The organism is Marinobacter sp. EhC06, assembly GCF_001650915.1.
In the GTDB taxonomy this organism is placed as follows: domain Bacteria; phylum Pseudomonadota; class Gammaproteobacteria; order Pseudomonadales; family Oleiphilaceae; genus Marinobacter.
This window is the reverse complement of record NZ_LXYO01000035.1, coordinates 93,372-106,464: the sequence shown is the minus strand read 5'-3', so window position 1 is coordinate 106,464 and position 13,093 is coordinate 93,372. Positions and strand designations below refer to the sequence as shown.

13 protein-coding genes and 1 tRNA gene are annotated in these 13,093 nt (G+C 57.9%); 7 read left to right on the top strand and 7 right to left on the bottom strand.

Annotated features, from left to right (window positions below):
• Positions 1-104 precede the first annotated feature (104 nt).
• Positions 105-593 (bottom strand): hypothetical protein, encoded by a 489-nt coding sequence (locus tag A8B84_RS18470; RefSeq protein WP_064230630.1) that lies wholly within the window; start codon positions 591-593, stop codon positions 105-107.
• Positions 594-714: 121 nt separating this feature from the next.
• Between A8B84_RS18470 and A8B84_RS18465 the strand changes: the two genes are divergently transcribed.
• Entirely contained in the window at positions 715-2,004 is a 1,290-nt protein-coding gene (locus tag A8B84_RS18465) for a M18 family aminopeptidase (protein WP_064230631.1), read from the top strand.
• A 56-nt stretch (positions 2,005-2,060) separates the two neighbouring features.
• Here the strand turns inward: A8B84_RS18465 and A8B84_RS18460 are convergent.
• Positions 2,061-2,136: transfer RNA gene (locus tag A8B84_RS18460), tRNA-Asn, on the bottom strand.
• 72 nt (positions 2,137-2,208) lie between these two features.
• Here A8B84_RS18460 and A8B84_RS18455 point away from each other — a divergent pair.
• Positions 2,209-3,174: a YheT family hydrolase gene (locus A8B84_RS18455; protein ID WP_064232343.1), complete on the top strand. Its 966-nt coding sequence runs from the start codon at positions 2,209-2,211 to the stop codon at positions 3,172-3,174.
• A gap of 7 nt (positions 3,175-3,181) precedes the next feature.
• Here the strand turns inward: A8B84_RS18455 and A8B84_RS18450 are convergent, their stop codons facing one another.
• Positions 3,182-3,811, bottom strand: coding sequence for an arylesterase (locus A8B84_RS18450; RefSeq protein ID WP_064226819.1), 630 nt, complete (start codon positions 3,809-3,811; stop codon positions 3,182-3,184).
• Between the two features lie 60 nt (positions 3,812-3,871).
• On the opposite strand from A8B84_RS18450, the gene A8B84_RS18445 reads away from it, so the two are divergent.
• Positions 3,872-4,591 carry an ABC transporter ATP-binding protein gene (locus A8B84_RS18445; RefSeq protein ID WP_064226905.1) on the top strand — a complete coding sequence of 240 codons (720 nt, stop codon included), beginning with the start codon at positions 3,872-3,874 and terminating at the stop codon, positions 4,589-4,591.
• Positions 4,591-7,077: an ABC transporter permease gene (locus tag A8B84_RS18440; protein WP_064226820.1), complete on the top strand. Its 2,487-nt coding sequence runs from the start codon at positions 4,591-4,593 to the stop codon at positions 7,075-7,077. Before A8B84_RS18445 ends, A8B84_RS18440 begins: the two co-directional genes overlap by 1 nt.
• Positions 7,078-7,086: 9 nt before the next feature.
• Here A8B84_RS18440 and A8B84_RS18435 read toward each other — a convergent pair whose 3' ends face one another.
• The 4 genes from A8B84_RS18435 to A8B84_RS18420 all read right to left on the bottom strand — a co-directional run bounded on the left by A8B84_RS18435 (position 7,087) and on the right by A8B84_RS18420 (position 11,222).
• Positions 7,087-7,869 carry a substrate-binding periplasmic protein gene (locus A8B84_RS18435; RefSeq protein ID WP_064226906.1) on the bottom strand — a complete coding sequence of 261 codons (783 nt, stop codon included), beginning with the start codon at positions 7,867-7,869 and terminating at the stop codon, positions 7,087-7,089.
• A 169-nt stretch (positions 7,870-8,038) separates the two neighbouring features.
• Positions 8,039-9,226 (bottom strand): iron-containing alcohol dehydrogenase, encoded by a 1,188-nt coding sequence (locus tag A8B84_RS18430; protein ID WP_064226821.1) that lies wholly within the window; start codon positions 9,224-9,226, stop codon positions 8,039-8,041.
• Positions 9,226-9,771, bottom strand: coding sequence for a hypothetical protein (locus tag A8B84_RS18425; RefSeq protein WP_064226907.1), 546 nt, complete (start codon positions 9,769-9,771; stop codon positions 9,226-9,228). The genes A8B84_RS18430 and A8B84_RS18425 overlap by 1 nt, the downstream gene beginning before the upstream one ends.
• Positions 9,772-9,944: 173 nt before the next feature.
• Complete coding sequence (locus A8B84_RS18420) at positions 9,945-11,222, bottom strand: M48 family metalloprotease (RefSeq protein ID WP_064226908.1); 1,278 nt, start codon at positions 11,220-11,222, stop codon at positions 9,945-9,947.
• Positions 11,223-11,421: 199 nt separating this feature from the next.
• Between A8B84_RS18420 and A8B84_RS18415 the strand changes: the two genes are divergently transcribed.
• From A8B84_RS18415 to A8B84_RS18405, 3 genes are read left to right on the top strand one after another with little or no spacing between them, the layout of a single operon-like run.
• Positions 11,422-12,162, top strand: a complete 741-nt coding sequence (locus tag A8B84_RS18415) for a DUF599 domain-containing protein (RefSeq protein WP_064226822.1) — start codon at positions 11,422-11,424, stop codon at positions 12,160-12,162.
• A gap of 18 nt (positions 12,163-12,180) precedes the next feature.
• Positions 12,181-12,651: a PaaI family thioesterase gene (locus tag A8B84_RS18410; RefSeq protein ID WP_064226823.1), complete on the top strand. Its 471-nt coding sequence runs from the start codon at positions 12,181-12,183 to the stop codon at positions 12,649-12,651.
• The gene (locus A8B84_RS18405; protein ID WP_064226824.1) at positions 12,648-13,082 is read left to right on the top strand and encodes a PaaI family thioesterase; all 435 of its coding nucleotides are present in this window, start codon (positions 12,648-12,650) and stop codon (positions 13,080-13,082) included. Before A8B84_RS18410 ends, A8B84_RS18405 begins: the two co-directional genes overlap by 4 nt.
• The last annotated feature ends 11 nt before the right edge of the window (positions 13,083-13,093 follow it).

Genomic DNA, 13,093 nt, shown 5'->3' with positions numbered 1-13,093 from the left:
TGTTATCGGGCTTCCTGACGTAGGCGAATACGGGCTGATTCTGCCTCGTGTAACCGTTTGTTACGTCGACCCGTGTCACACTTCCCTGTGTCGGTCTTACCTGCTTAAAGGTCTTCGTCAAACAGGCCTTCTTCGCGGGCCATCAGCAGCAGGGCGTAGACGCCGTTTTCAGGCAGTTGGGGTTCCAGGCTCTCTTCGAACAGCAGCTGACGCCGACGATCTTCCAGGGTTTCGCTGTCCAGGCCAGTGATCAGCTCACTGATGGGGGCGATTTCGAATGGGGCCTCCTGGGCCACGGCGGTGAAGATCAGATCCACCAAGATCTCGTCCGGGTCCAGGCCGTCCACAAATACCGTCTGGTCGGGCAGGTCCTGGTGCAGTTCCCGGGCCAGTTCGATCAGGGGCACGCCCTGTTCTTCAAGATAGAGGAGGTCGACATCGCCCAGATCACCGTCTTCCGGAAGCCAGTCATCGGAAGGGGCGATCACCACGGTTTTCATTTGGCCGTCTTCCAGCGACCAGGCCATGGCGGTCGGGAACAGGGCGTCATCGGTCTGGCAATATTCAATGTCGAGAAATCTCGGTGCAGGCACGTTGGGCTCCCGGTGGTGGTTGATTTGTGACCCGGTTATAGGGAATGTCCGTTGACCCAGTATGAGGCTTTCCGGCTTCATGCCATACTGTTGAAGCAATTATCTTTTAATCAGGGACATCATGGAACACGCTGAATTTAACAAAGATTTATTGAAGTTTCTGAACACTTCCCCCACGCCCTGGCATGCGGTCGACACCATGAAGCAACGGCTCAGTGCGGCCGGATTTCAGGAGCTGGATGAGCGGGAGGACTGGTCACTGGCCAGCAACCAGGGCTATTTCGTTATCCGTAATGGCTCTTCAATCGTCGCCTTCCGTACCGGCAGCAAGGATGTCACCACCTCCGGTATCCGTATGGTAGGCGCCCATACCGACAGCCCCTGCCTGAAGGTCAAGCCGAACCCGGAGCTGCGTCGCAAGGGCTTTTTCCAGCTGGGTGTCGAGGTTTACGGCGGTGTTCTGCTTAACCCCTGGTTTGATCGGGATCTTTCCCTGGCCGGCCGGGTGACTGTGCTGGACGAGGACGGCAAGGTACGGGACACCCTGGTGGATTTTCGCAAGCCAATCGCGTTTATTCCCAGCCTGGCCATTCATCTGGACCGCGAAGCCAACAGCAATCGGACGGTCAACCCCCAGACTGATCTGCCGCCGGTTCTGATGCAGGTTCCGGAAAGCGACACGACCAGCTTTGTTGATCTGCTCTCACAACAGGTCAGGACCGAATCCGGAATTAGTGCCCGCAAGGTTTTGGGTTATGAGCTGAGCTTCTACGATGCCCGGGAAGCGTCGTTCGTGGGCTTGCGCGATGATTTCATTGCCTCGGCGCGCCTGGACAACCTGCTGAGTTGTTACATTGGCCTGCAATCGTTGTTGAAAGCCTCCGGTGACGAGGCCGCGCTGTTGGTCTGTAACGATCACGAAGAAGTTGGCAGTATGTCGGCCGAGGGCGCCCAGGGGCCGTTCCTGACCGCGGTTCTGGACCGCTGGGCCGGTGCTGGCAAGGCGCGAGCCATCGCTCGTTCGATGATGGTGTCGGCGGATAACGCCCACGGGATTCATCCGAACTACATGGACAAGCACGATGAGAATCACGGGCCGATTCTTAACCAGGGCCCGGTGATCAAAGTCAATCACAATCAGCGCTACGCGACCAATAGCCGCTCTGCTGCTGTTTACCGTCACATCAGCGATGAACTCGGGCTGCCGCACCAGACCTTCGTGGTTAGAAGCGATATGGGTTGTGGCAGCACCATCGGGCCGTTGACGGCGGGGAATCTGGGCGTGACCACACTGGATATTGGTGTGCCTCAGTTCGGTATGCATTCCATTCGGGAACTGATTGGTACCGAGGATGGTTTCACACTGTTCCGCGTGCTGACCGAATTCATGCAGCGCGAACAGATTTTCTGAGGTCGGAAACGAAAAATGCCGCTGATTCATTTGAAACAGCGGCATTTCGGAATAAGTGGCTCCCCGAGCTGGGCTCGAACCAGCGACAAACGGATTAACAGTCCGTTGCTCTACCAACTGAGCTATCGGGGAACAGCATCAAGTGGCGCGCATATTAAGCGCTTTGATTTACGGGGTCAACCCCCTGATATGAAAGGCTAAAAATTGTACGAAAGCAGGACCCTTCACTACCGTCCACCGCCCTGGTTGCGCAACGGCCACGTCCAGTCTGTCTGGCCCACGCTGTTTCGCAAGGTTCCGATGGTGGATCCGGAACCGGAAACTATCGCCACACCGGATGACGATGAACTGCATCTGGACTGGTACCGGCAGGGCAGCGGCCGCCTGGCCATCGTGTCTCACGGTCTCGAAGGTCACAGCCGACGGCCCTACGTGCTCGGCCTCACCCGGGCCCTGTTACGGGAGGGCTGGGACGTTCTGGCCTGGAACTTCCGCTCCTGCGGCGGTGTGATGAACCGACAGCCAAGGTTTTACCACAGTGGCGCCACCGAAGACCTCAGCCTGGTGATTGATCATGGTCTGGCCGGCACCTACGACACTTTGTTTCTGTCGGGGTTCAGTATGGGGGGCAACCTGACGCTGCTCTATTTGGGGGAGCAGGGGGAGCGGGTGGACAGCCGGATCTGCGGTGCCGTTGCCTATTCGGTTCCCTGTGACCTGGCCGGTAGCGCCGATATGCTGGCGCTGCCCAGCCGAAAGATCTACATGCAGCGCTTTCTTCGGGATCTGAGGGTGAAAATGCAGGAAAAGGCGGAAAGGTTTCCGGACCTGATTGATGTTTCGGGGTTTGAAGCCATCCGCAGCTTTCATGAATTTGATGACCGTTACACGGCGCCTCTGCATGGCTTTCGCGATGCGCGGGATTACTGGGCCCAGTGTTCGGCCCTGGGGCGCATGCGAGATATCAGGGTGCCGGCACTGATGGTGAATGCCGCCGATGATCCGTTCCTGTCGCCGCAGTGCTTTCCGGAGTCCCGGCGGCAGCTTGGTGCCCACGTGCGCCTGGAAGCCCCTCGCTGGGGCGGCCACGTGGGGTTTGTCGAGCATGCGAGAGATGGCTTTTACTGGTCAGAGCGTCGGGCCCTGGCTTTCCTGCAGGGATTAAGCTGATCCGGCTTTATTGCAGGATCGGTTTGAGCACAGGCCAGACGTTTTCGAGCAGTTTGGCCTGGGCTTCCTCGGTAGGGTGAATGCCATCGTCCTGCATTAGCCCGTCCTGGTTGTAGATGCCGTCCAGGAAAAAGGGAACCAGAGCGGTGTCGTAGCGGTCTGACAGCTTCGGGTAAATGTCAGCAAACATTTCGGTATACCGCTGTCCGTAGTTTGGTGGTATCTGCATGCCCACCAGCACAGCACGGGCGCCCGAACTCTGGACCTTTTCGATCATGGAGGCGAGATTGGATTCGATCACGTTGGGCGGAAAGCCGCGAAGGCCATCGTTGCCCCCCAATTCGATAATCACCACTTCGGGGTCATTCTCCGCAAGCAGTTCGGGCAGCCTGCGAGCGCCGCCATCGGTGGTTTCTCCGCTGATGCTGGCATTGACCACGTCCCAGTCCGATAGCCCGTTGTTCTCCAGCCGGTTACGCAACAGCTGCACCCACGCGGTTTCGGAGGGTACACCATAGGCTGCACTGAGGCTGTCGCCGACAATCAGCAGCGTGCTCTGGTTGGCCGCTACCGGCAGGGCCAGCAGGGTAACTACAAGAAAAAGAATTGATCTGACGTACACCAATGCCGTATGCATAGACAACCAATACACCTTTAAGTAATTCAGGACCCAGGATCGGGAGATTCCGTGAACCAGATGACCAATGTTAACCCGGATAGCCAGAGCCCAATGTTACGGGTAAATAACCTGACTCACCGTGTCAGTGTTGAAACCGATACGCTCACGATCTTGCAAGGGGTCACTCTCGAAATCAATCGGGGAGAGTCCGTAGCCATCGTCGGGCGCTCCGGTTCCGGCAAAACCACGCTCTTGGGTTTACTGGCGGGCCTTGATACGCCCACTGAGGGTACGGTTGAGCTGGACGGCTCGGTGATCAGCAAGCTCAGCGAAGACGAGCGGGCAAAGCTTCGGGCGCACCGTGTCGGGTTTGTGTTCCAGTCGTTCCAGCTGTTGCCGGCGCTTACCGCGCTTGAGAATGTCATGTTGCCACTGGAGCTTGCCGGTATGCAGTCACCGGAAAAGAGAGCCCGTGAGCTACTGGAGCGGGTGGGGCTTGGCGAGCGACTGACCCACACACCCAGGCAGCTCTCCGGTGGTGAGCAGCAGCGGGTGGCCATCGCCCGGGCGTTTGCGTCTGACCCGTTGATCCTGTTTGCCGATGAGCCGACGGGCAACCTGGATAACCGAACCGGCCAGGCAGTTTCCGATCTGCTGATGGCGCTGAACCGGGAGCAGGGCACAACCCTGGTGATGGTTACCCACGACGAACATCTGGCGGCACGCTGTAATCGGCAGTTCCATATTGAAGCCGGCGTTCTTACCGAACCGGAAGCAGCTCAGGAGATGGCGCACTGATGGCTGCTGCAAAGAAGCTTATGTCGGTCCGCCGGGACTGGCGGGAACGAGATGTTCGCGTCGTTCTGGCTGCCCTGATCATTGCCGTTGCCACGGTTGCCACCATCGCCCTGTTTGCCAGCCAGCTGCAGCGCACCCTGGTTTCCTCAGCCAGTACGTTCCTGGCGGCGGATCGGCAGCTCGAAGCGGAGAATGGTCGCCCGATACCGGATTCCTGGCTGCAGGAGGCGACTGATCAGGGGTTGGCAACCGGCCGGATGGTTGAATTCTCCACCATGGTGTTGGGCGCCGATAATTTCCAGCTGGTGTCGGTGAAAGCGGTCAGCAACGAGTATCCGCTTCGGGGTGATATCGAAATACAGCGGGAGCCAACGGGGCCCAGGGAACTGGTAAATCAGGGTCCCGGGCCTGGCGAAGTCTGGATCAACCCGCGCCTGCTCAGACTGCTGGATCTCGAAATCGGCGAGTCCCTGGAAGTCGGGAATCTGAACCTGACGGTCTCCGGCCTCCTCATTCGCGAGCCCGATGGTGGTTTCCGGCTTTCGGCGCTGGCGCCACGGGTGATGATGCACGTGGATGATGTCTCAGCCACCGGGGTCATTCAGGAGGGCAGCCGGGTTGAGTACATCTACCTGTTTGCCGGCGAAGAAGCCTCTCTGGAATCTTACTATCAGTGGCTGCAGCCCCGGATGGAGCCGAGTCATGAATGGGAAGGGGTGCGGGATGGTGAAACCTTCTCCCGTTCCCTGGAGCGTGCTGAACGATTCCTGTTGCTGGGCGGCAGCCTTGCGGTTCTGCTCGCAGCTGTGGCGGTGGCCGTGGCAAGTCGGCAATACGCCCTGTCCCAGCGCGACACCGTCGCACTGCTGAAAACCCTGGGCCTGAGCGGGGCCGGAATTGGCGGTCTGTACCTGAGGCGTCTGGCACTCTGGGGCGTAACCGGTATCGTCGGTGGTCTGCTGGTGGCCATACCGCTTTATTGGTTGCTGATTCGTATGCTCAGCGAGGTACTGGAGCGTCCCGTGGACTTCCAGCTTGACCCTGCCGCTTTGGTACCTGCGCTGTTGACGGCCCTGGTTTCCCTGTTTGCCTTTGCCTATCCGCCGGTGCGTCGGCTTCGGAATGTTCCAGCCATGCGTGTATTGCGCAGCCAGCCTGGTGAAACCGGGCGTGAGGCTTTGCCGGATATCGTGATCGCCATTGTGGCGGTCTTCGGGCTGGTCTGGATGTACGCCGGAGAACTGGCCCTTGTTGTTTCCCTGCTCGGTGGTCTTGCCCTGCTGCTTGGCGCGCTGGGCCTGGTGGGCTGGCTGATGGTGGCGACCCTGCGCAAGGTCCGTGGAGGCGGCAACTCCTGGCGACTTGCCCTGGTTGGCCTGTACCGGCATCGCCGGGCCAGTCTGTCCCAGATCGCCGTATTTGCGATGACGCTGATGCTGGCTGCCACACTGATACTGGTGCGGACGTCACTGCTGGCGGACTGGCAGGCTCAGTTGCCCGAGGATGCTCCCAATCATTTCCTGATCAACATCGCACCGGAAGCGGTAGAGGAAGTGGATGCGTTCTGGCAGGAGCGTGGCCAGCCGCTGGACAAGCTTTACCCGATGGTTCGCGGGCGCCTCACTGAACTCAACGGTCAGCCCGTCAAGCAGGCGGTCAGCAAAGACGAGAACGTAAACGCGCTCAACCGTGAACTGAACCTGACCTGGATGTCGACGCTGCCGGAAGATAACGAGATTGTTGAAGGCACCTGGTTTGACGAGAACCAGAAAGATGGCGTCTCGGTGGAAGCTGAACTGGCCGGGCAGCTTGGCCTGTCACTGGGCGATGAGCTCACCTTCACCATCGGCTCCGAGAAGGTGACGGAAACTGTCACCAGCATCCGCACGGTTCAGTGGGACAGCATGAAGCCCAACTTCTACATGGCCTTTCCGCCCGAGGGCGGCCTGACGGACATGCCTGCAACATGGATTACCAGCTTTTACCTGCCCAAGGACAGGAAGGATGCATTGAATGATTTTTCCCGGCAGTTCCCGACCGTATCGGTACTGGAAATCGACCACATTATCGAGCGAATCCAGGAAATCGTCCGGCAGGTAACCCAGGCGATTGAAGCAATTCTCGCGCTGATTCTTGCCGCTGCACTTGTGGTGATGGCAGCGGTGGTCAGTGCCACGCTACGCGACCGTCAGAGGGAAGGCGCGTTGCTGCGAACACTGGGCGGACGGCAGAGTCTGCTGGTGCGAAGCACCATGCTCGAGTTCGCATTGCTGGGCGGTTTTGCGGGTTTACTGGGCGTGGTTGCCGCCGAGGCGGCGGTCTGGGCACTTCAGTTCAGGATGTTCGAGGGGGCGTTCCAATGGCACTGGCACGTGGTATTGCCTATCCCGCTGATAAGCGCTGTCGTCCTGGCCCTGTTTGGCCGCTGGCAGCTCCGTCCGGTTCTGAACGTGTCGCCGATGCTGTTGCTCAGGCGTCTGGAGTAACGGCGGAGACTATCGGTAATTGGCGAGAATGGCGTCGAGTTCGCCATTCTCCTTCATCTTCGCCAATTCTTCATTAAACCGATTGGCAAAAGAATGCCAGTCCTTCCGTAGCATCAGCCTGAATCCGTAATTACTGATGCTCTCGCGGGTTATGTCGAAGTGCTGTCTCAGCCCCTCGTTCCTGAGGATCCATTTGCCGACGAGCCGGTCGGCGACAGCGGCGTCGAACCGGTCGCCATGCAGTACGAAGGTGAACATGTCTTTGTCCCGGGAAACATCAAAGCGGCGAATCCGACCTTCTTCGAAGTAGGGCTCGAGCAATGGGTATCGGTAGCCAAGATGAGTGACGATGGTTTTTGAAACCAGATCATCGGGGCTCTCGTACGAGAAGCCCGATTGCGCTGGAACGAAAAACACCTCTTCAATGTCCACCACCGGGTCGGTAAACAGGAATTGCTCCGGATCGTCGGCCCACTCCCGGGCCCTCGGCGTTCCGTCGATGTACCCCTCAAGCAGCATCTGATCAACCCGTTTTCGCGGTATCTGCTCCGCGATTACCGTGTAGCCAAGGCGGCGGGCAACCACGGACACCACATCCCACATGATTCCTGAGGGTTGGTTCTGATGCACGATTAGGTAAGGCGGGTAACCGTTTGGAGAAACATTGAAACGGAAAACCTGCTTTTCCTGAGAGATTTCTTGAGAAGCAAATGCAGAGGGCGAAAGTGTCACCAGAGCAAATAGAAGGGTGCCCAGAGTGGCAGATAAAAGGCAGGAAAGTCGGTTTTGCATGCGGAAGGGGCTCTCTACGGAACGGTACTGTAGGTGGAAAACGAACCCGGCTATCATCCCTGCCAGAAGATCTTAATTGTCCTCTGTTCCTTTGTTAATTTCAATGATTTGATTTCTATCTTCAGACCACCCGAGCAGAGGGCCCCTGGCGAGGCCCCTGCATGACAGATCAGGCCCAGGCGCGTCGCAGGACGGCGCGGGCATCTTCAAGGGTGACTTCCTTCGGATTGAACATGATGGAGCCATCATCCAGCGCCATTTCGGCGATGTGATCCAACTGGTCTTCGGTTACCTTGCCGGTTTCTTTCAGAGTCCGTGGCAGTTGGCATCGCTTGTACAGGGCGTCCCGCAGCTTGCGAATAGCAGAAATGCTGGCCTCGGCCCTTCGGCCCGCTGGCGTCGCTGCAAACACTTCCGGGCCTTCCAGATACAGCAACAACTCGCCCAGGGGTTCCCGGATGGTCTCCAGGTTGTATTCCAGCACATAGGGCAGGTACAGGCTCATACACAGGCCATGGGGCAAGTGGCAGATAGCGCCGGTGGCGTGCCCGAGCGCGTGCACCAGACCTACCATGGAATTTGAGAAGGCAATGCCGGCCATGGTCGACGCCTGGGCCAGTTCCAACCGGCCGTCACTGTCTTTCGGGTTGTCCATAACGTGGAGAAGTGAGTGGCTGATCTTTTTGATCGCCGACGTGGCATAGGCATCGCTCAGCGGGTTCTTGGCCATGCAGGTAAAGGCTTCCGTTGCATGGGTCATGGCGTCCATCGCTGTTGCCGCGGTGATGTGGGGCGGCAGGGTGAGGGTCATACGCGGGTCAATAATGGCCGCGTTCGGAAGCAGGAACGATGACGTAAAGGGGAGCTTGACGCCCTTGGCCTCATCGGTAATCACGGCAACAGAGGTAACTTCGGAGCCGGTGCCGGCCGTTGTCGGCACAACGAAAAACGGCTTCAAGGGGTGCTTGAGCACGCCGGCACCGCTGTATTTCGCAATATCGTCACCACCCTCGGAGACCAGAATATTGACGGCCTTGCCGGTATCGATCGCCGAACCGCCGCCGACGGCGATGATGGAGTCGCACTTCTCCTGGCGATAGATGCCGGCGATATCGCGCACCACGGTGGTGGACGAGTCTGGCGGAACATCATCATAGATGGACGTAATCTCCAGTCCACTTTCCTCACAGGCCGCGATAACGGGTTCCAGCAGGCCGGCAGCCCGTACGCCCTTGTCGGTTACGATCATCGGCCGCTTGGCGGCCATGCCGGTGAGTTCGTAGGGAATATGTTCAAGGGCGGCCTTGCCGGCAATGACTTTTACCGGGCAGAAGAACTCATAGTATTTATTGGTCATTACGCTCTCACTGTCTCGACGAAATTGGTGGCAACTTTCAGGTAAATACGCGCGGCGCTGATCAGTTTTTCCGGAAGGTGCAAGTCGGCCGGGTATTCCTTGACGGCCCGCTCGGCAATCAGTTTTGGCAGAATGAAGGACTCAAGCCGGTTCAGCACTCGCGTCATCCGCACGGCATAGCTGATGTCGCCATCGACCAGCATGCGGTCATTGGCGAATGCAACCGAGGTTTTTTCCTGGAAAGACAGCACCAGAAACGCATGGGCAATGTGTTTGAACTGAATCGACAGGTCGACCGGGCGGGGTGCCTTGTCGCCGTGATAACGGAAACGTCCCTGGCCGGTGTGTTCCACAATCAGCTTTGAGCCGTCCGGCATCACCATCATCTCAAACAGAAAGCCATCAGGCAGAGCCCTGGCTTCGTTCTGCACCTTTTCGTCCACTTCACTAACAGCCTGCAGGGCTCGCCCCATTACCTGGAACATCAGTTCCACATACAAGCGACGCGCCTGGAAAACCATGGGCTGGATACGTTTCGCTAACATGTCCGTCATCCAATCATTGTTGATGTCATCTGATTTTTAGAGTTATTGCTCTAAAAGTCAATGGAGCTGATGACAGAAGTTGCGCGTCAGCCCGGCAATCTTGATCCCGGGCAATAAAAAGGCCGGAATCCTTCAGGACTCCGGCCTTTTCAAGTCAACGATTCAGGGGACAGTTATTGCGTGAGCGCCGCCAGTTTGCGTTTGGCCTCCTCGGCAACGTCCCCGCCAGCTTCGGCAGCCTTGCTGTAATAGGCAATAGCCTCATTTCGATTGTTCTGCTTCACTGCAACATCGCCCAGGCGCAGAAACGCAATGGAAGTGGGCACCGTTTCATTGGCTTTGGTGAGGTTTTCCCTGGCCTTGTCGAGATTGTTGAGTCTCAGAGCATTCAGGCCATTGTACAGACGATACTTGAACATCTCGGGGTAGAGCTCCACCGCCTTTTCAAAGTCGGCAGCGGCTTTCTCGGCTTCCTTCTGATCCTGATAGATGCGGCCGCGCAGCGCATAGAACATGGCTTCGCGCGGTAGCAGGCGGATGGCCTCGTTGACCTTGTCCAGCGCAGCCTTCATCTCACCCTTGGAGGCCAGCTCCATGGCTTTGTCGTGGGCATCATAAGCGGGCTGCAGCGAACGGAGTTTGGCCATCTTTCGCTTGTAGACATCCTCGCCACGATAGCCGCCGGCACCAACTTTCTTAACCAGTTCGCGGTTCTCCTGAACCCGTTTTGCCGAGGGCGGGTGGGTAGCGAACAGGCCATCAATGAAACTGGACTGGCGGCCTTCGGAGAGTTTCAGAAAGAGCTCCTGCAGCTCCACAGCCGCCTGGGGGTCGTAGCCCGCCTCTTTCATGTAGAGAATGCCGTAGTGGTCTGATTCCAGTTCATCGCCCTGGCTATACTGCGACAGCGCGAGCTGGGCTCCCAGTGCAGCGCCACCCATGATCAGCCCGGCCCACTCGTTATCCGACAGGGCAAAACCGAGGCCGGCAACACCGGCACTGATCAGCATTCCCTGCTGCATGCGCTGGACACTGTGTCTGGCGGCGGCATGAACAATCTCATGGCCAAGAACGGAAGCCAGCTGGGCTTCGTCTTCAAGTTCTGTCAACAGCCCGCGGTTGATCGCAATCTTGCCCCCGGGCAGGGCCCAGGCATTCGGTACGCTGCTGTTAAGGACCACGAACTCATAGGGCAGATCCGGCCTGTCACTGACCTCCGCCATTTTCTGGCCAACCTCGCTCACATAAAGCGTCAGTTCCGGGTCCACATAAAACCGGCCGCCCTGGGTTTGTTGGGTGGGCACGTATTGCTCCGCGCCCATGGCGAGTTCCTGACTTTCCCCGATCAGCGAAAGCTGCTTTTCCCCGGTAACCGGATTGACCGAGCAGCCACTGAGCGTCACCGCAAGGGCAAGAGCAACGACGCTGGTTTTAATAGCAGACAGGTTCACAATGAGCTCCCTTTTCGATAATGCGATGTCGGGCACTGCCATAAAACTTTGCCCGATTCCTGAATGGCCAGTTTATAGCACATGATTGCCCCCGGGTGGATTACCTCACCCTGTTCAGTGGTGGTGGCGAGCAGGCCCTTGGCGTATCATAAGCCCCTGTTCCCGCACTGTTTCGCCAATTTCGAACCTAAGGCAACCCATGGGTAATCTACTCGAATTAATCGCTTTGCTCTGGTTCCTGGTTTGCTGGCTCGGCTACACCGAATACTCCAAACGCCGAGCCGCAGATCGTCCCTGCCTCTCCAACACGCTCGATCTTTACCGGGAAGACTGGATGCGCGTCATGCTGCGCCGGGAAAACCGGATTGCCGATGCCTCGGTGGTTGGCAACCTGGAGCGGAACGGCGCCTTTTTCGCCTCCAGTTGCCTGCTGATTCTGGCGGGTATTATCACCGCTCTTGGCTATACCCAGGAGGTGATGGAAGTGTTCAGCACCATGCCATTTGGCACATTACCCACCCGGGAAGTCTGGGAACTGCGCATGGTTGTTCTGTTGGTCGTATTTATCTACGCCTTCTTCAAATTCACCTGGTCCATGCGGATGTACAATTTTGTGTCGGTGATGGTGGGCAGCGCCCCGCCACCGGACGATACCAAAACCAGCCCGGCAGGGCGGGAGGCGTTTGCCCGTAGTGCCGGCAATATCTGTAATCTCGCGGGCGATGCCTTTAACCTTGGGCTGCGATCCTACTATTACGCACTTGCCGTGGTAGGCTGGTTTATCCATCCGATCGTTTTCATGGCGGCATCCACCCTGGTGGTGATCGTCCTTTACCGCCGGGAGTTCTGCTCCACGGCTCTGGAAGCGTTGAGGGCAGGGAAGGTGTTTGAGGAGCCAGTGCCCGGCAAGGCGGAAAACAGCCCGAAACCCAAAAGTTGATCCACAGGTTGAACCTGAATGAACGATGATATCCGACGGAAACGGGTCACCCGTTTCATCGACACCCTCAATCAGGCCAAAGAGCTGGGCCTGACGGTTACCGAGGCGAAAAAAGGCAGCCTCACACTTTGCCTGCCCTACAGCGACCAGATTATTGGTAATCCGGACACCGGCGTGATTCATGGCGGCGCCATTACCACATTGATGGACACCACTTCAGGCTGTGTGATCCTGTGTGCGTTGGAAGATTTTGAACTCTGCCCGACGCTGGACCTGCGTGTGGACTACATGCGCCCGGCCCATCCCAGGAAGCCGGTCTACGCAAGGGCTGAAACCTACCGGGTAACCCGGAACATCATTTTCACCCGCTGTGAAGCCTACCAGGAGGGCGGTGAAACCATTGCCAACTGCGTGGCCACCTTCATGCGTATCGGCAAGGATGCCAGCCCGAAACACTATCGGGACCTGATTACCGGAGGTGAAGAATGACCGATCCTGAAATCCTCCGCTACACCCAGGAAACCGGTGACTTCAGCCGAATGCTCAAAAGCATTCCCTACGCCACCTGGATTGGCCTTCAGTGTGAGCGGTTCGGCGACGATCTGATTTTCCGCCTGCCCTGCAAGGACTCCAACCTTGGTAACCCGATCCTGCCGGCCATTCACGGTGGCGTCATTGGCGGCTTCATGGAAATGTCCGCCAATATCTACCTGATCATGTCCCAGGAAAGCCTGCGCATGCCCCGTATCGTGGACTTCTCCCTGGATTATCTCCGGGCCGGCCTCAACCGCGAAACCTACGCCGAATGCCGCCTGACCCGCCAGGGCAATCGGGTTGCCAATGTTATGGTCAGCGCCTGGCAGAAATCCCGTTCGCAACCCATCGCAACCGCCCGCGCCCATTTCCTCCTCGAAGACTGATTTGCTGATGC

Coding starts and splice junctions, on each gene's coding strand:
- A8B84_RS18465 (WP_064230631.1), top strand. CDS start 715: ATGGAACACGCTGAATTTAACAAAGATTTATTGAAGTTTCTGAACACT.
- A8B84_RS18450 (WP_064226819.1), bottom strand. CDS start 3,811: ATGCATACGGCATTGGTGTACGTCAGATCAATTCTTTTTCTTGTAGTT.
- A8B84_RS18445 (WP_064226905.1), top strand. CDS start 3,872: ATGACCAATGTTAACCCGGATAGCCAGAGCCCAATGTTACGGGTAAAT.
- A8B84_RS18440 (WP_064226820.1), top strand. CDS start 4,591: ATGGCTGCTGCAAAGAAGCTTATGTCGGTCCGCCGGGACTGGCGGGAA.
- A8B84_RS18435 (WP_064226906.1), bottom strand. CDS start 7,869: ATGCAAAACCGACTTTCCTGCCTTTTATCTGCCACTCTGGGCACCCTT.
- A8B84_RS18430 (WP_064226821.1), bottom strand. CDS start 9,226: ATGACCAATAAATACTATGAGTTCTTCTGCCCGGTAAAAGTCATTGCC.
- A8B84_RS18425 (WP_064226907.1), bottom strand. CDS start 9,771: ATGTTAGCGAAACGTATCCAGCCCATGGTTTTCCAGGCGCGTCGCTTG.
- A8B84_RS18415 (WP_064226822.1), top strand. CDS start 11,422: ATGGGTAATCTACTCGAATTAATCGCTTTGCTCTGGTTCCTGGTTTGC.
- A8B84_RS18410 (WP_064226823.1), top strand. CDS start 12,181: ATGAACGATGATATCCGACGGAAACGGGTCACCCGTTTCATCGACACC.
- A8B84_RS18405 (WP_064226824.1), top strand. CDS start 12,648: ATGACCGATCCTGAAATCCTCCGCTACACCCAGGAAACCGGTGACTTC.